The 18,400-nt window shown below is 65.0% G+C and carries 17 protein-coding genes and 1 tRNA gene; 13 read left to right on the top strand and 5 right to left on the bottom strand.

Features of this window, described 5'->3' with window-relative positions; all coding sequences use genetic code 11:
- The first annotated feature begins 113 nt into the window (after positions 1-113).
- Together RE429_RS11995 and RE429_RS11990 are read left to right on the top strand one after the other, a co-directional pair.
- Complete coding sequence (locus RE429_RS11995; RefSeq protein ID WP_414470998.1) at positions 114-479, top strand: DUF1194 domain-containing protein; 366 nt, start codon at positions 114-116, stop codon at positions 477-479.
- Positions 480-1,130: 651 nt separating this feature from the next.
- The gene (locus RE429_RS11990) at positions 1,131-2,120 is read left to right on the top strand and encodes an AraC family transcriptional regulator (RefSeq protein WP_414470997.1); all 990 of its coding nucleotides are present in this window, start codon (positions 1,131-1,133) and stop codon (positions 2,118-2,120) included.
- Between the two features lie 48 nt (positions 2,121-2,168).
- Here RE429_RS11990 and RE429_RS11985 read toward each other — a convergent pair whose 3' ends face one another.
- Together RE429_RS11985 and RE429_RS11980 are read right to left on the bottom strand one after the other, a co-directional pair.
- Positions 2,169-2,426, bottom strand: coding sequence for a hypothetical protein (locus tag RE429_RS11985; protein ID WP_414470996.1), 258 nt, complete (start codon positions 2,424-2,426; stop codon positions 2,169-2,171).
- 65 nt (positions 2,427-2,491) lie between these two features.
- Positions 2,492-3,010 carry a Spy/CpxP family protein refolding chaperone gene (locus RE429_RS11980; protein ID WP_414470995.1) on the bottom strand — a complete coding sequence of 173 codons (519 nt, stop codon included), beginning with the start codon at positions 3,008-3,010 and terminating at the stop codon, positions 2,492-2,494.
- Between the two features lie 325 nt (positions 3,011-3,335).
- Between RE429_RS11980 and RE429_RS11975 the strand changes: the two genes are divergently transcribed.
- A complete protein-coding gene (locus RE429_RS11975; RefSeq protein WP_414470994.1) occupies positions 3,336-3,605 on the top strand; it encodes a DUF6894 family protein in 270 nt (89 codons plus the stop codon).
- Between the two features lie 268 nt (positions 3,606-3,873).
- The gene (cax, locus tag RE429_RS11970) at positions 3,874-5,019 is read left to right on the top strand and encodes a calcium/proton exchanger (protein WP_414470993.1); all 1,146 of its coding nucleotides are present in this window, start codon (positions 3,874-3,876) and stop codon (positions 5,017-5,019) included.
- 28 nt (positions 5,020-5,047) lie between these two features.
- Here the strand turns inward: cax and RE429_RS11965 are convergent, their stop codons facing one another.
- From RE429_RS11965 to RE429_RS11955, 3 genes are all read right to left on the bottom strand, one after another.
- A complete protein-coding gene (locus RE429_RS11965) occupies positions 5,048-6,709 on the bottom strand; it encodes a SulP family inorganic anion transporter (protein ID WP_414474180.1) in 1,662 nt (553 codons plus the stop codon).
- A 308-nt stretch (positions 6,710-7,017) separates the two neighbouring features.
- On the bottom strand, positions 7,018-7,788 hold the full coding sequence (gene ppk2, locus RE429_RS11960) for a polyphosphate kinase 2 (RefSeq protein ID WP_414470992.1): 771 nt from the start codon (positions 7,786-7,788) through the stop codon (positions 7,018-7,020).
- A gap of 535 nt (positions 7,789-8,323) precedes the next feature.
- Positions 8,324-8,413: transfer RNA gene (locus RE429_RS11955), tRNA-Ser, on the bottom strand.
- A gap of 477 nt (positions 8,414-8,890) precedes the next feature.
- Here RE429_RS11955 and RE429_RS11950 point away from each other — a divergent pair.
- From RE429_RS11950 to RE429_RS11910, 9 genes are all read left to right on the top strand, one after another.
- Positions 8,891-9,898: a septal ring lytic transglycosylase RlpA family protein gene (locus RE429_RS11950; RefSeq protein ID WP_414470991.1), complete on the top strand. Its 1,008-nt coding sequence runs from the start codon at positions 8,891-8,893 to the stop codon at positions 9,896-9,898.
- A 204-nt stretch (positions 9,899-10,102) separates the two neighbouring features.
- A complete protein-coding gene (locus RE429_RS11945; protein ID WP_414470990.1) occupies positions 10,103-11,251 on the top strand; it encodes a D-alanyl-D-alanine carboxypeptidase family protein in 1,149 nt (382 codons plus the stop codon).
- Positions 11,251-11,925, top strand: coding sequence for a dTMP kinase (gene tmk, locus RE429_RS11940; protein ID WP_414470989.1), 675 nt, complete (start codon positions 11,251-11,253; stop codon positions 11,923-11,925). Before RE429_RS11945 ends, tmk begins: the two co-directional genes overlap by 1 nt.
- Positions 11,915-12,979 carry a DNA polymerase III subunit delta' gene (locus tag RE429_RS11935; protein ID WP_414470988.1) on the top strand — a complete coding sequence of 355 codons (1,065 nt, stop codon included), beginning with the start codon at positions 11,915-11,917 and terminating at the stop codon, positions 12,977-12,979. Before tmk ends, RE429_RS11935 begins: the two co-directional genes overlap by 11 nt.
- A 49-nt stretch (positions 12,980-13,028) precedes the next feature.
- Positions 13,029-14,579: a methionine--tRNA ligase gene (gene metG / locus RE429_RS11930; protein ID WP_414470987.1), complete on the top strand. Its 1,551-nt coding sequence runs from the start codon at positions 13,029-13,031 to the stop codon at positions 14,577-14,579.
- 47 nt (positions 14,580-14,626) lie between these two features.
- Positions 14,627-15,958 carry a family 1 glycosylhydrolase gene (locus RE429_RS11925; protein ID WP_414470986.1) on the top strand — a complete coding sequence of 444 codons (1,332 nt, stop codon included), beginning with the start codon at positions 14,627-14,629 and terminating at the stop codon, positions 15,956-15,958.
- Between the two features lie 66 nt (positions 15,959-16,024).
- Positions 16,025-16,828, top strand: a complete 804-nt coding sequence (locus tag RE429_RS11920) for a TatD family hydrolase (RefSeq protein ID WP_414470985.1) — start codon at positions 16,025-16,027, stop codon at positions 16,826-16,828.
- On the top strand, positions 16,825-17,625 hold the full coding sequence (locus RE429_RS11915; RefSeq protein WP_414470984.1) for an MBL fold metallo-hydrolase: 801 nt from the start codon (positions 16,825-16,827) through the stop codon (positions 17,623-17,625). Before RE429_RS11920 ends, RE429_RS11915 begins: the two co-directional genes overlap by 4 nt.
- Positions 17,626-17,824: 199 nt before the next feature.
- The gene (locus RE429_RS11910; RefSeq protein ID WP_414470983.1) at positions 17,825-18,346 is read left to right on the top strand and encodes a hypothetical protein; all 522 of its coding nucleotides are present in this window, start codon (positions 17,825-17,827) and stop codon (positions 18,344-18,346) included.
- Positions 18,347-18,400 lie beyond the last annotated feature (54 nt).

Here is an 18,400-nt window from a genome sequence, read left to right as displayed (position 1 = left end):
CACTCCACCGCATCATAGCGGCGGCCGCGGCGCATTGAGCTACGTCAAGGCAGCGCAGGGAACCGTGCAGGAGGGTCGTCGCGGTATGGTCTACGGCCCACGGAGGACGCGCGATGGGGTGGTTCCGATCCGTTATGGTCGGCTTGGCCCTGTTCGGCGCATCCGGCGCATTGCTGCCAGCCCGAGCCCAAACCGCGGTCGATCTCGCGCTCGTCATCGCGGTCGGCGTCTCCGCCTCGATGGCCCCTGATGAGCAGGACCTCCAGCGCGAGGGCTACGCCGAGGCCTTTCGCGATCCGCTCGTCCAGGCCGCGATCCGCGAGGGCGTCATTGGGCGAATTGCGGTGACCTACCTGGATGACCTACATGGAGTGGTCGGGCTCGGCCGATCAGTGGATCGTGCTGCCGTGGACAGTGCTGGACAATCTCTTCACGCAAGATCGGGGCCCACTTTTGGGTTCGTTGAGGAGGCTCGATGACCGCAGTGCGAACGGTGCCGATGGTCCGTTCAGGAAGAGCTCGGCTGAGACGCTCGCTGCTCTGCCATGACGAGGCGAAAGCGTTCATACGCATCGTCCTGGTGACCCAGGAAGATCCATTTCAGTGCGCGACCACCGTCTGCACCCTTGAAAGAGGGCACGCTACGCGCGCGGTGCTTGTCCATGCTCGAGCACCTGACGTTCGATTCCGAACAGATAAATCGTAGAATAGAATCGCCGGCTATTCGTTCACATATTGTTGATGGGGCGCAGAGGCGATGATGTCCGTAAGAACGTTGGTCTAAGATCGCAGGCGGCAACTTTATCATTAAGAATGGCTTCTTAGTACCTATTAATTTCCGAAGTCGACAATATTGAAGAGAGCCATTTTGATCCTTATCAATATCTTCGCGTCAGACAAAGCCGATTGTGCCGTTGCACGAGTCGTTTCATTTCCACGAGTCGTTTCATTTCTACGTGGGCCAAGTCGATCTACGTGGGCCAAGTCGATCTAAATAGGCCAAGTCGATGACCGACAGGATCGCGCCTGCGTCCTAGAGCACGCATATGGGCTCAGAGAAACCAATCACATTCTCCGCTTCCGTCCTGGCGGGGTCGTCCGTCCGAACGTTGCCGCCCGGCCACGTTCACTTGGGAGTCTCGAAAGAGATCGTTCCGACTCTGCGCGAGTTCGGCCTCGATCCAGATACGGTGATCCGCGACGCGGGCCTTGATCCGCGCCTCTTCGGGGACGGCGCCAATGTCATTCCGTTCGCCGCCCTGGCCCGGTTGTACACCCTCTGCGTGACGCGCACGAACTGTCCCCATTTCGGGCTGCTGGTCGGCCAGCACGCCACCATCCTGTCCATGGATCTTATCGGGCGGCTGATGCAGCATTCGGAGACGGTGGGCGCGGCCCTCGATGGGCTCGTGTCCAACCTCAGCGTCCAGGACAGGGTCGTGGCTGTTTCGCTGACCGTCCGTGGCGACATGACTCTGCTCACCTATGCGGCCTACCAGCCTGACAGCACGAGTGTGGAGCAGATCACCGAAGCGGCCGTGGCGGTTTCGGTCAATGTGCTGCGCAGCCTGTGCGGCTCCGACTGGCATCCGACGGAAGTGTTCCTGCCGCATAGGGCGCCGGCCGCGACGGAACCCTACCGGCGTCATTTCCGGGCCCCGGTCCGATTCGACCAGGAGACGGCCACTCTCGTGTTCCCGGCCCACGATTTGAAGCGCAAGGTGGCGGGAGCCGATCCTTTGCTGCACGTGATGCTGGAGGAGCGGCTCCGACAGATGCGGGCGGATGCGGGCTCCGGGTTTTCGGACGATATTCGAAGGCTGTTGCGCATGCGGATGACAAGCCATCGCTGCTCGGCCGAAGACATCGCCGGTCTGTTGGCGATGCACCGCCGCACCCTGACCCGCCGCCTGAAGGACACCGGTACGGGCTATCGGTCCATCACGAACGAGATCCGGTTCGGGATCGCCCGGCAGTTGCTGGAGGATACTGCGGTGCCGCTCGGGCAGATCGCGGCGGCGCTCGGCTATTCGGAAGCCAGCGCCTTCACCCGCGCCTTCCGGCGCTGGTCGGGCCAGACGCCCACCGCTTGGCGTGCTAAAGGCGGCCGGCTGCGATAGCGCAGCCGCCTCGTGGCGAGGCTCGAACCGGGCCGGTGCGCGACACGGTCAGCGCCGGCCGACGCGATTGACCGGGCCGCCGCGGTTCATCGGGGTACCGGGGCGAATGCCGACGCCGGGAGCGCCGACGCCGGGTGTCACGACCGCACGTCGGGCCACGGGCGCGACCGGGCGCGCGACACAGCCTTTCGGCACGCCGACCGTCTTGCAGTAAACGACTGCTGTCGCGGGCTCCGGGACAAGGGCGAGAGCGGTGAGAGCCGCGAGCGCCAGGCCGGCGCAGTACAGGGATTTCATGGGCCGCATGGCTATCCTCCATCCTTGTCGTTTCCACCTCCGCCATCGGGCGTGTGGCGTGCTGGCGCAGCACCCTAATAGGGGAGCATCCCAGGGTCTGCATCTTCCTCGTCACCCTGGTCCATGGCGCGGTTTTCAATCGCGGTCCGAAGCCCCTCGATCGCATGCACCGTCACGACGCGCAGCCGGGTCTTCTGGTCGGGCGTGAGGCTCTGGTAAAGCGGCTGCCAGGCATCGGCGAGCTTCTTCAGTCCTGCCGCACGTTCCGTCAGGACGTCGGCGCGTTGGCGGTAGAGCTGCACCGGGTCGACGTCATTTCCCTGGTCCATGTGCTCCCCGAGCGCGGCCAACCGGCGATAGCGCGTCTCGGCCCTGGCGCGGATCGCAGCTTCCACGGCGGGCCAGAGCTTCTCCTGCTCCGGAGTGAGTTGCAGAGCGGCCTTGATCGCGCCGACCCGAATGTCGGTCAGCATCTTGAAATCGGCCTGGCTCAGGCTTTCGTCATCGGATGATGCGCCTGGGCTGGTGGTGGCTTGCTGTGCATGGGCCACGGGCGAGCCGATGATGAACAAGGCCGCCGCGGCGCCGATCATTCCCTTTCGCATCTTGATCTCCTGCTGGTTCCGGCAAGCATCAATCTACGCAAATGAACCGCGGTCGACTTGATGGTTTGAGACTTCTCGTTGGCAGTTTCGGACACGGACGGGACCGCAACCCGGACCAGCCGCCGCCCGTTCTCTGGTCCTTGCGTGGCCGCGGACTTCCGGACCCGACCGTCCATGGGACCGATCGATATAAGTCGCCTCGGAAGCCCTGGGTCACGAAACGCCAAGCGATTGTCCTAAGCGGACAAGCAGGTGGCCGGCGGCCGGGTCAGGATAGGCCTTGTCGGGCACACCGCGGGAACGGAGGAGTGTCGTGCCTCGCTTCTTCTTTCATGTCAGGGGCGTTCGCCAGGAATTGAGCCGCGACGAGCTCGGGCTCGATTTTCCCGACGTGGCGACCGCCTATCGCGAGGCGTTCGACGCGGCCCGGGACGTCAAGGCTGTGTTGGCGGCCAGCGGCCGGCATCCACGCGGCTACATCATCGAGGTCGTGAACGCCGCCGACGAGCTCGTCTTCAGAATCCCGTTCTCCGCAAGCTTCGACGATCGGACGCCTCGCCCCACGAAGCTCTTTCGCCAATGAGGCCGCGCTATCGCGCGGTCCGATGCGGTCACGGACAGGCCCATCGCCCTCACAGGATTCCGGCGGGTCGGGGGTGCAATTGTCGAGAGATCGTCTCCGGCGCTCAAGCCTGATCCGCCGAGAAAGCTGGACCTGCGACGTCGAACGATGCGCTCGCCCGCGGGACCGGTGGCCCAAACCGTCAATGGATTGTCCCTGCTGGTCAAGCGCAGCGCGCGAGCCGCGCTACGGTTGAACCATTGCCAGGGTCCCGCCGGGGAACAAGGTCATGACGGACAAGCCCTATCCTGACGCAGCCCCCGCGGCCGTGCCTCATCTCGTCAGGTCGTCCCTGCTCAAACCCTCCCTCCTGTGGCTTCTGGTTCTTGCCCCCGCCGCCGCCATGCTCGACCGCGCCGGCACCGTGCCGGCCGGCATCGTTTTCTTCTGCGCGGCATTGGCCATCGTGCCGTTCGCCAGGCTCATCGTCCAGGGAACCGAACAGGTCGCCGCCCACACGGGCGCCACGGTTGGAGGGCTCCTCAACGCCACCTTCGGCAACCTGCCGGAGCTGATCATCGCCATGGCGGCCCTGCAGGCCGGGCTCCTGGAGATGGTGCGGGCGTCGATCGTCGGAGCGCTGCTGGCCAACCTGCTGGTGGCTCTCGGCCTCTCCTTCCTGCTCGGCGGCCTGCGCCACCACGGCCAAAGATACAACCCGGATGCGGTGCGGATCTACGCGTCGACCATGGTGCTGGCCTGGATCAGCCTGGCGCTGCCGAGCGCGTTCCACCGCTCCCTCGAAGCGGAGCCCCATCTTGGCGTGCACGCCACCCTGGACCTCGTCGTGGCGATCGTCCTTCTGGGCCTCTATGGGCTGTTCCTGCTCTACTCCCTGCGAACCCACCCCGAGACCTTTGCCGAACTCAACGTACCGGCGCCGGAGGCGGCCGAGGAGCACCCGCGCCTTGGAAGGGGCATTGCGACCCTGCTCGTTGCCTCTCTCGGCGCGGCCTGGATGAGCGAGATCCTCGTCGGCGCCGCGGAGCAGGCGGGGCATGCGCTCGGCATGTCTCAGGTGTTCATGGGCGTGATCGTGCTCGCGCTCGTCGGGGGGGCGGCCGAGACCGGGTCGGCCATCGCCATGGGCCGGGCGAACCGTCCCGATCTGAGCATCGGCATCGCCCTGGGAAGCTGTGTGCAGATCGCGCTCTTCGTGGCTCCCATCCTGGTTTTGGTCGCGCCGGGCATGGGGCAGCCGCAGTTCCGGTTGATGTTCTCGCAAGCCGAGATGTGGATGCTGTTCGGGGCGGTGCTGCTCGGAGCGACCGTCACCACGACGGGCCAAGCCAACTGGTTCAAGGGCGCGCAGCTCCTGGCGCTCTACCTCATCATCGCGGCCATTCTTTACCTGATCCCGGCCCCCACGCCGTAGAAGGCGAGCGATGCCGCGACAGCGTCTCTCATGTCGTTCCGCAATATCGCGACACGGCGGCGTCGATGGTCGGGAAGAACCGCGTCTCGCCGAACCGGTCGAAAAGCCCGAACCTCCGCAGCTTGTCCTTGACGGGATCCTTCAGTTCGGCAAACCGGAGCTCGATGCCTTGCGCCAGCAGGGCGTCGTCCAGGTCCGTCAGGGTATCGGCCGCGGTCACGTCGACGCTCGTGACCGGCGCCGCCGCGACCACGACGCACCGGACCGGGGTCGGCGATTCCGCCAGGGCGGCGAGAAGGCGCTCGCGGAACAGTTCCGCGTTGGCGAAGAACAGCGGGGCATCCCAGCGGAACAGGACCAGACCGGGAATCCGGCGCGCCTCCGGATAGCGCGTGACGTCATGGTAACCTTCGATGCCGGACGGACGGCCCAGGACGGCGGAGTAGGGCCGCCAGCCGTCCCACAGGAACTCGATCACCGCAATGACGATCGCCAAGCCGATCCCGGGAATGGCGCCGAACACGGCCACGCCGGCAAAGCACGCGACCGACAGCCAGAATTCCCAGCGCTGGATGCGGTAGATCCGCTTGAGGTCGCTCATCTCGAACAAGCCGACGGCGGACGCGATCACAACCGCCGCCAAGGCGGAGGTTGGCAGGTTCCGCAAGAGGTCGGGTGCCACCAGCAGCAGCAAGGCGATGGCGAGCGCACCGACGATGCCGGTCAGTTGCGAGCGCGCACCGGCGGCTTCCGCCACCGGCGTGCGCGAGCTGCTGCTGCTGATCGGAAAGCCCTGAAAGAATCCGGTGGCGAGGTTGGCGGCTCCAAGCCCCACCATCTCCTGGTTGGGATCGACGACGGTGCGGGTCCGTGCGGCGTAGGCGCGCGAAAGGACGCTGGTGTCGGCGAACGACACCATGGCGACGGCGCAGCCTCCGATCAGCACGGACGTGATCTCGCCGATCCCGATCCAGGGGATCGCGAAACGGGGAAGCCCCTGGGGAAGGGAGCCGAGGATCGAGACGTTGTGGCTCTCCGCGAGGCCGAGCATGCCGACAAGGACGGTCGCGCCGACGACTGCGACCAGAATCCCGGGCACGCGCCTCTGTCCCCGCAGCAGCAGGATGGTCGCCAGCGTTCCCAGGCCGATCGCAAACGCCACCCAGTTCGTCCGGCCGGCCAGGATCGCTCCGCCGATCGCCCACAGGTCACGCAGGGGTCCCGTGCTCTCGACCGAGAAGCCGAAAAGCTTGGGGAGCTGGCTGATCAGCACGGTCAAGGCGATGCCGTTCATGTAGCCGTAGCGGATCGGCTTGGAGAGGAGCTCGGTCACGAAACCCAGGCGCGCCAGTCCAGCGAGGATCAGGACCGTTCCCGACACGAGCGCCATCATCCCGCCCAGGGCGATGGCGCGCTGCGGATCTCCGCCGGACAACGGAAGCACGACGCCGAGGATGACGACGGCGAGGGCCGAGTCCGGGCCCAGGACGAGGATGCGGCTCGGTCCGAACACGGCGTAGACCAGCAGCGGGACGATGGTGGCATAGAGACCGCAGATCCCCGGCAGGCCGGACGCCACGGCATAGGCGATCCCGACGGGGACGAGCATGGTCGCCAGCACGAGACCGGCCACGACGTCGTGCCCCAGCCATGCGGTCTCGTACCGGAGGAGGGTGCCGAGGCCGGGCATCCAACGCAACCCTCCGGCCGCGCGGCCAATTCCACGGGCGTCCGGCGTCACGCCCTCATGGCTCGGGCCTTCGGCCTCGTGCCCGCCTGTCGCGTGACCCTCGGCCGCAGGTGGTCTCGTCGCAGCCTCTATCGGGCCGGGAGGAAGAGGATCCACTGGGTGCGAACCGGCCATGACCGCGTTCCGGGTTTTCCCTCTACTGCTTCGGCTGTGGCATCGACCCCACATCCGATGCTGTCAGTCTCCGTTTGTGAGCATCTTTTCACGCAAAACCGGTGCCCACTTTTCACGTCCGATGCGCTGGGCCGTCAGTATCGTGCCGGAACGACGTGCCGTGCGGGCAGTCCGTCATCGGCCCCCTTCGGTCTCGGCTCGGCCTTGGGCACCTTCGGCAGATCGACCTTGACCTTCTCGTACGGGATCGTGCCGAGCATGTGCGCGATCAGGTTGAGGCGGGCCCGGCGCTTGTCGTCGGACGGCACGATGGTCCAGGGAGCCTGCGGCGTGTCGGTGCCGTGCAGCATCTCCTGATAGGCCAGCGTGTAATCCCACCAGCGGCGCACCGACTCGGTATCCATCGGACTGAGCTTCCAATGCTTGACCGGATCCTCGATCCGGTCGGCGAAACGCCGGCGCTGCTCATCCTGGCTGACGTCCAGAAAGTACTTGAGCAGAATGATGCCGTTATCGACGATCTCCTGCTCGAACGGCGGCACAAGGCGCATGAACCGCTCGTACTCGTCATCGGTGCAGAATCCCATCACGCGCTCGACCCCGGCCCGGTTGTACCAGGAGCGGTCGAACAGCACGATCTCGCCGGCGGCCGGGAAGTGGGCGATATATCGCTGAATGTAGAGCTGGCTCTTCTCCCGCTCGGTCGGCGCCGGGAGGGCGATATGGCGGAATACCCGGGGGCTCACGCGCTGCGTGATCCGGCTGATCACGCCACCCTTGCCGGCGGTGTCGCGGCCCTCGAACACCACGATGACCCGGGCGCCCGTCGCCTTGACCCAGGTTTGCAGGCGTACGAGTTTGACCTGGAGCTTCCTGAGCTCGTTCTCGAAGTCCTTCCGCTTCATCCTCTCTCGAACGCCGGCGTCAACCGCCGTGCCGACATCGGCTCTCTCGCTCTTCAACAGCCCTTGACGCTTCATGGGGCGCACCGTGGTCCTCGAATGACAGATACCGGGATCGGCACGTTCGGAAGCACGGGAGCGAAGGGGGCGGTATCCCGGTTTGCTGTGAGTGCCGGTCGGCAGCCATCATACAGCGAGGCCCCACAAAGACTTGACAGGATGTGACGACGGCTTGGCATTTTGGGACGGGGGCATCCGATGAATATCCGAGACGCCATCGACGCTCTTGTGTCTGGGCCCCGGTGCCGATGCGGCTTCGCCACGGGGCGAAGCCCTTCCCGTTGAAGAAAGGTGATGGGCTCGCGCGGCACCTCCGACCGGGCCATCGTCGGCATTGAGGCCATAGCCAAGCATGCGGATTTCACGCCTCGCCGCAAATAAGACCGCATCAGTCGCGAGAGGAATGTGGGCTGAAATGAATGGCGAACGCGCCACTGAAGCAAAATCGCTTCACTTTACGAAGCAATGAAGTGGCAGATGGCGGAGGGGGTGGGATTCGAACCCACGGTGGGCTTGCACCCACGGCGGTTTTCAAGACCGCTGCCTTAAACCACTCGGCCACCCCTCCGGCTTTGGGTCAACGAAGGCCGGACCCAACCGTTCTCTAAGGCCCTAAACCCATTGCCGTCAACGTCATTGGGACAACGGGACAACGAAATTCATGGGCCCGACGGGCCTCCCTCCGACCCTGGGCGGACCGGCGGCATGCACAGTCCCGAGCGCACGGCAGAATATGGCAAAATTAAGTCGTTCGGATGCTCGGGAGCGATTTGCGCGAGTGCGCCGCATCGAAGTTCCCATCGTATTCGAAGTTTAGAATCCGGCAATATTCTCTACGTTACCATGCGGCAGTAAGGTTCTTGTCGGCTGTTCTATGGCGAGCGCGGGCTTTGCGCAGACGGCAATGTTGTTAACAATCCGGCAGCTTTGCGATTGACAAGCGGGGCCATTTAACTTCCTTTTAAGGCGACAAAAGCACTTTGGTTGGCGCTCGGGCAGAGTCGGGCGCCGCCATGCGCAGTGCGAAAAGGGGATGCGGAACACCATGCATTGTGATCGCGCTGAAGCGAAAGGCGGCCTGACGGGCATCGTGGCCCTCGACTGCCAAGCTCTCATCCGTGTGGCAGGCGTTGCAGCCATTGCTCTGACCGTCGCCAACTGCTCCTCGAACGTCCGGGGCGGGATCGATCCGAAATATGGCGTTGCCCCGAGCCCGAAGGTCGTCGCGGACGGCCAGCCGGTCCCGAAGGGCGGCGGGCGCAACATGGTCGGCAAGCCCTATACCATTGCCGGCCAGACCTATGTGCCGACCGAGACGCCCCGTCCGGCCGAGGGCCTCGCCTCCTGGTACGGCCCCAGCTTCCATGGCCGCATGACCGCCAACGGCGAGGTCTTCGATCGGGATTCCGTCGCCGCGGCCCATACCACGATGCCGCTTCCCAGCTATGCGCGCGTCACCAATCTTCAGAACGGTCATTCGATGATCGTGCGCGTCAACGACCGGGGCCCGTACCACGGCAACCGCGTCATCGATGTCTCGGAGCGTGCGGCCGACGCCCTCGGATTCCGCCGGCAGGGGACCGCGCGGGTCCGTGTCGAATATGTCGGCCGCGCATCGACCAACGGCAGCGACGACCGGATTCTTCTCGCGAGCCTTCGCACGGACGGCCGGCCGGCCTCTCTGACGAATACCGCGCCGACCATGATCGCTCAGGCGACCCCGCGTCCCGCCAATGCGCCGCGTCAGGCCATCGGAATCGGCGGCGACGAGGCGGACGACGGCATCGACGCCGTGCCTGCCATGCCCCAGCGGGTTGCATTCTCGGCCCAGGGCAATGTTCCGCTGCCGCCGGAGCGGCCCTTCGATCTGGGCACGATACCGGGCGCGAGCAGCCCCCGTATAACCATGAGTTCCGCGGGCTCGACGGCCCTGCCGCCGTCGCGCCCTGTGGTGGCCGGCCTGTATTATGCGTCTCCTGAAGCTCCGCACACTGGCTTCCAGAAGAGCAGCAGCTTCAGCAATCTGAACCAGTCGACGTTCATTCTTCGCTGAAAACCAACGGGGCGGACCATCGCTTGTGCCCCGCCAGTGCGGCTGTGCGACCGCGCACAGCTTATCCTGACGCAACGTTGATTTGCCATTGACGCGCTACAGATTCAGGCTCTCCTACCGGAAGAGTCTGGATCCCTTACGATGCGTCAAATAATGTCTGCCCGCTCCCTCGCGACCGCGTTTCTTGCCCTCGGTGCTCTGGCATTGGCCGGGCTTGCTCCAGACGGAGCACGGGCGCAGACATTCCAGTCCAACGCTCCGACGGCCATTCTGATGGATGCCGACAGTCACGGCGTCCTTTACGAGAAGAACGCCGATGAGCTGACGGCCCCGGCCAGCATGGCGAAGACCATGACGGCGGAAGTCGTGTTCAACGAGATCAAGAGCGGCCGCCTTTCCTTCGACAGCACCTTCACGATTTCCGAGAATGCGTGGCGCAAGGGTGGGGCGGGCTCGGGCGGCTCCTCGATGTTCGCCCAGGTCCACAGCACGATCCGCCTCGAGGATCTGCTGCGAGGGCTCGTCGTCCAGTCCGGGAACGACGCCGCGATCGCCCTCGCGGAGGGAATCGCCGGCACGGAGGAAAACTTCGCCAGGATGATGAACGAGCGCGCACGCATCATCGGCCTGACGCATTCGACCTTCCGGAACGCGACCGGATACGGCCATCCGGAGCAGAAGGTGACCGTGCGCGACCTCGCGAAGCTCGCCATCCACATCATCGAGACCTATCCGGATCTCTACAAGCTCTTCGGAGAGCGGGAGTTCACCTGGAACAAGATCCGCCAGCTCAATCGCAACCCGTTGCTGGCCATGGATATCGGGGCCGACGGCCTGAAGACCGGCAATATCGACGAATCCGGCTTCGGCCTGATCGGATCCGCGGTCCAGAACGGCCAGCGCCTGATCGTGGTGGTCAACGGCCTGAAGACGGCCCGGGACCGGGCCAACGAATCCCGAAAGCTCCTGGACTGGGGCTTCAGGGCCTTCGAATCCCGGGAACTCTTCACGGAAGGACAGGTCGTGGGCGAGGCCCAGGTGTTCGGGGGCTCCAAGCGTTCCCTGCCGCTTGTCTCCATGAAGCCTATTCGTGTACTTCTGCCGCGAGGAGACAGCGAGCGGGTGACGGCTCGCATCCTCTATACCGGTCCTCTGAAGGCTCCCATCCGGAAGGGGGACGAAGTGGCCCGGCTTCAGGTCAACCGGGGTGAGATGCAGGCGCTCGAATTGCCGCTTTACGCCAATGAAGACATTCAGGAGGGCACCCTGAGCCAACGCGCTCTGGACGGCCTGCTGGAATTCGGCACGGGCTGGGTGCGGCGCGCTTTTTCGAGCGTCATCGAAAGAATTTGATGGCGGGTCGGTTCATTACGTTCGAAGGCGGGGAGGGCGCAGGCAAGTCGACCCAGATCGCAAGGCTGAACGAGCGCCTGGAGGCCCTCGGGCACCCGACGCTCGTCACCCGCGAGCCCGGCGGGTCGCCCCTGGCCGAGTCCATCCGGACCTTCATTCTGGCCGGCCGCGCCAAGCCTTTGGGACCCTTCGCCGAAGCCCTCATGTTCGCGGCCGCCCGGATCGACCACCTGGACCGGGTGATCGTCCCGGCGCTGCGGAACGGCACCCACGTCCTGTGCGACCGCTTCGCGGATTCTACCCGGGCCTACCAGGGCTCCTCCGGCGCGATCCCGCCGTCCCTGATCGACGACCTCGAGCGCGTGACCCTGGCCGGGACCAGGCCCGACCTGACCTTCATCCTCGACATGCCGGCGGAGACCGGCCTGGCCCGCGCCGGAGAGCGCCGGGCGCGAAAAGGCGAGGGGGTGGATCGCTTCGAGGACGAGGATCTCGCGTTTCACCGGGCTCTGCGCCAGGCCTTCCTGGCCATTGCCAGGGCCGCCCCGCAGCGCTGCGCCGTCATCGATGCCGACCAATCGGCGGACGAGGTCGAGGCCGCGATCTGGGCGACCCTGCGGGAACGGCTCCCGGCACTGACCGAACATGCCGAGAGGCCCCTCGATGTCGCGTGACGTGCAAGGGGCCGTTGAGCCCGACCAGTTCGACGGGGCTCCACACCCGCGGGACCAGTTCGCCTTTTTCGGCCACCGGGAAGGCGAGGGGGCCTTCATCGAGGGACTTCGCAGCGGCAGGCTCCACCATGCCTGGCTGATCGGCGGGCCGCAGGGCATCGGCAAGGCGACCCTCGCCTATCGCCTGGCCAGAACCGCCCTCGACCCGCGCCGAGGCCAGGATCCGGCGCTCGACAGCCTGGACATGCCGCCGGATTCGGGCGTGGCGCGGCAGGTCTCCGCGCTCTCGCATCCGAACCTGTCCGTCCTCCGGCGGGCCCCCGCCACCGACAAGAAAGCCGCGTCGACGACCATTCCCGTGGATGCCGTCCGCAAGGCTCTGAACATGTTCGGCTCCACGGCCGCCGACGGAGGCTACCGGGTCTGCATCGTCGACAGCGCCGAGGATCTGACGATTTCCAGCGCCAACGCGCTCCTCAAGGTCATCGAGGAACCACCGCCGCGCTCCCTGTTCCTGATCGTCAGCCATGCCCCCCAGCGGGTCCTTCCGACCATCCGGTCACGGTGCCGGCGCCTGCTTCTGCGCCCGCTCGACGCCGACCAGATCAAGGCCGCCATCCGGTCCCTCGGGGAGCCCTGGGCCGACATGCCGGGCGGGCTGATCGAACAGGCGTTGCCTTTCGGCGAAGGATCCGTGCGACGGACCCTGGAACTGCTCGATGCGGACAAGGTTGCGTTCATCGAGCAGGTGACAAGGCATCTCGACGGCCTGCCGCGGGTCGACGCGAGGCAGATCCACGCGCTCGCCGAAGCGCTCGCGAAGCGGGACGCCGACGACAGCTATGAGCTTGCCCTCGAAACCATCGAGCGGTGGATTTCCGGCAAGCTGCGCGAACAGGCCGGCATCGGTCCCGCACGCCTTGCGCCTTTGGTGGAGGTGTGTGAGAAGATGACCCGGACGGCTCGCGAGATCGACGTGTTCAACCTCGACCGCCGGCCCTTCATCCTGACGCTGTTCGACGATCTTGCTCACGCGGTTCGGCGGGCAACCTGAGCGCGCGTCGGGTTCGTCGACGAGATTTCAGGATTTTCAAGGTTCCGCCATGGCCGACAAGCAAAAGTACTATATCACCACGGCTATCTCCTATCCGAACGGCGCCCCCCATATCGGCCATGCCTACGAGGTCGTCGCGGCGGACGCGATCGCCCGGTTCAAGCGCATCGACGGTTACGACGTGTTCTTCATGACCGGCACGGACGAGCACGGCCTCAAGATTCAGCAGACGGCCGACCGGAACGGAACGACGCCGAAGGTCTTCGTCGACGAGATGGCGACGAAATTCCGCGCGATGGCCGATCGCCTCGACTGCTCCTACGACCGCTTCATCCGCACCACGGATTCTGATCACCTGCCCTCCACCCAGGAATTGTGGCGGCGGATGCAGGAGAAGGGCGACATCTATCTCTCCAAGTATTCCGGCTGGTACTCGGTGCGCGACGAGGCCTATTACGACGAGAGCGAACTGACGAAACAGCCGGACGGCAGCTGGCGCGCGCCCACGGGAACCCCCGTCGAATGGATCGAGGAGGAAAGCTATTTCTTCCGCCTCTCCGCCTATCAGGACCGCCTGCTCGCCCATTATGCGGCCCAACCGGACTTCATCAGCCCGGAAACCCGCCGCAACGAGATCACGAGCTTCGTCCGCTCGGGCCTCCAGGATCTCTCGATCAGCCGCACCACCTTCAACTGGGGCCTGCCGGTGCCCGGCGATCCGAAGCACGTGATGTATGTCTGGATCGACGCGCTCAACAATTACCTGACCGGCTGCGGCTTCCCGGATGAGAGCGATCCGCGCTGGCATTACTGGCCCGCGGACGTTCACATCATCGGCAAGGACATCGTGCGCTTCCACACGGTCTACTGGCCGGCCTTCCTCATGTCGGCGGAACTGCCGCTGCCCAAGCGCGTGTTCGGCCACGGCTTCCTGCTCAACAAGGGCGAGAAGATGTCGAAGTCGGTCGGCAACGTGGTCGATCCGTTCGATCTCGCCGAGACCTATGGCGTCGACCAGATCCGCTATTTCTTCATGCGCGAAGTGCCTTTCGGACAGGACGGCAACTACTCGCACGAGGCGATCGTCAACCGCATCAACGCGGATCTGGCGAACGACCTCGGAAACCTGGCCCAGCGGTCGCTCTCGATGATCGCCAAGAACTGCGAAGGCGCCGTTCCCCGGCGCGGCGAACTCACGCAGGCCGACCAGGACATCCTCTGGCTCGCGGACGCGCTGCCGGAGAAGGCGAGGGCGGCCATGAAGGATTTCGCCGTCCACACCGCCCTTGCCGAAATCTGGGCCGTGGTCGCCGAGGCGAACCGGTACTTCGCGTCCCAGGAGCCTTGGGTCCTGCGCAAGAGCGATCCGGAACGCATGGGCACCGTCCTGTACGTCACGGCGGAGGTTCTGAGGGCCGTCGGGATCCTGGCCCAGCCCTTCGTGCCGACCGCCGCGGTCAAGCTTCTCGACCTCTTGTCGGTCGCCCCCGAGAACCGGGTTCTTTCGGCGGTAGGACCCGAGCACCGCCTGGCAGCGGGAACGCCGCTCCCGCAACCGGCTCCGATTTTCCCGCGTTATGTCGAGGCGGAAGCATCCTGACGCTTCCGCTTTGACAGGCCCTGCCGGGCCTTCAGCGGAAGTGGGACATGTACACCACCTTCATGTTTGCGACCGGGATCGAGAACAGCATCCCGACCATCAATAATGGCCGCACCCGCATCGACGAGATGGAGAAGTGCGGCCATTACGAAAACTGGCTCACCGATTTCGAGCTCCTGGCCGATCTCGACATCCAGGTCCTGCGTTACGGGCCGCCCCTGCACAGGACCTTTCTGGGACCCGGGCGTTACGACTGGTCCTTTGCCGACATGACCTTCGGCGAGCTTGAACGCCGCAACATCATTCCCATCGTCGATTTGTGCCATTTCGGCGTTCCGGACTGGATCGAAAATTTCCAGAATCCGGATTTTCCAATGCTGTTCGCCAGTTACGCCGAGGCCTTCGCGCAACGCTTTTACTGGGTGCAGCTCTACACCCCCATCAACGAGATGTTCGTCTGCGCCACCTTCTCGGCGGCCTACGGGTGGTGGAACGAGCAGATGCGGAGCGACCGGGCCTTCGTCACGGCGCTCAAGCACATCGTGAAGGCGAACGTGCTCGCCATGGAGCGCATCCTCAAGGTGCGCCCGGACGTTCTCTTCATCCAGAGCGAATCCTCGGAGTACTTCCACGCGGAGAACCCGGCTGCGATCAAGCCGGCCGAGATCATGAATGCCCGGCGTTTCCTCTCTCTCGACCTGAATTACGGCCGCCGCGTCGACTCGGAGATGTACGAGTTCCTCATGGACAACGGGATGACGCGCAACGAATACCACTTCTTCCTCAATCGGTCGTCCCTGCGCCATCACTGCATCATGGGCAACGATTACTACCTCACCAACGAACACCGGGTGAGGGCGGACGGATCCTCGAAAGCCGCCGGAGACGTGTTCGGCTACGACGAGATCACGCGCCAGTACTACGACCGCTATCGCCTGCCCGTGATGCACACCGAAACGAACCTGATGGAAGGGCCGACCGGCGAAGAGGCCGTCGACTGGCTCTGGAAGCAATGGGCCAACGTTCTCAGGGTCCGCAACAACGGCGTGCCGATCGTCGGTTTCACCTGGTATTCCCTGACCGATCAGGTGGACTGGGACGTGGCTCTGCGCGTGGAAAACAACCGGGTCACGCCCGTGGGCCTCTACGATCTGGACCGCAACATCAGACCTGTCGGGCGACGCTACAAGCAACTGATCAAGGATTGGTGCGACGTCCTGCCGGCCCAGAGCGTCTGCCTGACGGTTCCCGTGACATGGCCCCACGAGATGGAGGAACTCATCGTCCGCAGGCATCAGGAGAAGCTCCGCAGGATGCGGAGCAAGGAAGCCCGCGAGGACGACGAGCCGGCCGCCACGACCCAGGAGGTTCGTCGCTAGACGAACCCGCCGATCCGATCTATGCAACCCGCATGGTTAACGGCCCGGAGGAGGGCGTCTTCACCGATGCTGGTCGACAGTCATTGCCATCTGGATTTTCCCGACCTTCAGGCCCGCCTCCCCGCGGTTCTGGAAGCGGCCCGGGCCACCGGCGTGGGCCGGCTCGTGACGATCTCCACGCATGTGGCGCGCTACGAGACCTACCGGGCGCTGGCCGAGGCGCATGGCAGCATTTTCTTCACGGTCGGCACCCATCCGCACAATGCCGCCGAGGAGCCCGACGTACCCGCAGACCGCCTGGTGGAGCTTTCCGCTCATCCGCGCTGCATCGCCATCGGGGAAGCGGGCCTCGACTACCACTACGACACGAGTCCCCGCGACGTGCAGAGGAAGGTGTTTCGCACGCATATCGAGGCCGCGCGCGCGACCGGTCTGCCGCTGGTGATCCATGCGCGCAACGCCGACGAGGACATGATCAAGATCCTTTCGGACGAGATGAGGCGAGGGCGGTTCGGCGCGGTCCTGCATTGCTTCTCGTCGGGCGCGAAGCTGGCTGAGGTCGGCGTCGAGCTCGGATTGTACGTGTCGTTTTCCGGCATTCTGACCTTCAAGAACTCGGAAGAGATCCGCCGGATCGCAGCTGCCGTTCCGCGAGAGAGACTGCTCGTCGAGACGGATGCGCCCTATCTCGCTCCCGTGCCGTTCCGGGGCAAGACCAATGAGCCCGCCTATGTGGCGCATACGGCGCAGGTTCTGGCGGACATTGTCGGCGTGTCCGCGGACGAGATCGCCAGGATCACGACGGACAATTTCTACCGCTTGTTTTCCAAGGCTGCCTTGGCCGACACGATCTCCGAGCAGGCGCAATGACCTTGAAATTGACCATCCTGGGATGCGGTTCCTCGGCCGGTGTGCCGCGCGTGGGCGTCGGCTGGGGCGCGTGCGACCCGGAAAATCCGAAGAATCGCCGCAGGCGCTGCTCGATCCTCGTGGAGCGGACGGTACCGGGCCACGCCTCGACCAGCGTCCTCGTCGACACCACGCCGGACCTCCGGGATCAGCTCCTCGAGGCCGACGTGAAGCGTCTCGACGCCGTTCTCTATACCCATGAGCACGCCGATCACATTCACGGCATCGACGATCTGCGGCCCTTGGCGATCGTCATGCACAAGCGGATCCCGGTCTATGCCGACCGCATGACCGCCGAGCTGCTGCAGATGCGGTTCGGTTATTGCTTCAAGACGCCGGCCGGCAGCAGCTATCCGCCGATCCTGGAAATGCGCCCGTTGATCCCGGGCGTCATGACCAGTCTCCCGGGGCCGAGCGGTCCGGTGGAAGCGGTTCCGTTCCGGATGCTCCACGGCGACATCGATGCCCTCGGATTCAGGTTCGGCAGCGTGGCCTATGCGCCGGACGTGAGCCGGATGCCGGAAGAGAGCCTGGGCTATCTGGAGGGCCTCGAGGTCCTGATCATCGACGCCCTGCGCCATACGCCGCACCCGACGCATTTCTCGGTCTCCGAGGCGCTGGACCTGATCGGGAAAGTCCGGCCCAAGCGTGCGATCCTGACGAACCTGCACACCGATCTCGATTACGAGGCGCTGCGCCGGGAACTCCCGGCCGCCATCGAGCCGGCCTATGACGGTTTGCAGATCGAAGTGCCATAATGCGCGGAAACGAGGCTGCGCCGGGCGTCATTCGGCGCGATACGGTGCCACGGCTTAGGTGAACGGCCTCACCTGCTGCGCCTGAGCGTGGCGGGGCAGGGCCGTCAGCAGGGGCCGACCGCGCGCGCACGTGCCACCTCGCCAAGTCGCCCGATCGGCGCTACGCTTGCATTCCGGTCGAATGCCATAGGGGGCGACCATGCCCACAGGCCTGCTGAACGCTCTTGTCCCCACGCGCCATCTGCCTCTCGGCGCATTGGCGCTCCTGCTGTGCGGAGCGTCGGTCGATGCGCAGGCCCAATCGGCCTCCTCGAGCCCATTTTCCGGCTTTGCCGGATCGTGGTCCGGGGCCGGCACGGTCGCATTGTCGAACGGGACCATCGAGCGCCTTCGCTGTCAGGCCACGTACGCGGTGGCGGCCGCCGGCACCAACCTGCGGCAGAATCTGCAGTGCAGGAGCGACAGCTACACCTTCGAACTCAGGACCGACATCAACGCCCAAGGGGGGCGCGTCACCGGCTTGTGGATGGAAACCACGCGCAACATGCAAGGGAGCATCTCCGGCCGGATCTCGGCCGGCCGGATCGATGCGGTCGCCCAGGGGCCCGGCTTCACGGCCGGCATCGCCATGGCTCCGCAAGGGGCGCGGCAGGCGGTGAGCATCCGATCCCAGGGCACCGAGCTGTCGCAGGTCTCGGTCACCATGAGCCGAGGGCGCTAGCGCATCGTGCGAATAAGTGGACCCGGTTTTTCGCTCAAACGATGCGCCCTTTTA

Origin of the sequence: Microvirga sp. M2 (genome assembly GCF_047497095.1) — a bacterium.
GTDB lineage: Bacteria > Pseudomonadota > Alphaproteobacteria > Rhizobiales > Beijerinckiaceae > Microvirga.
The sequence above is the reverse complement of the archived record's forward strand: the minus strand, read 5'-3'. Positions and strand labels throughout refer to the sequence as shown.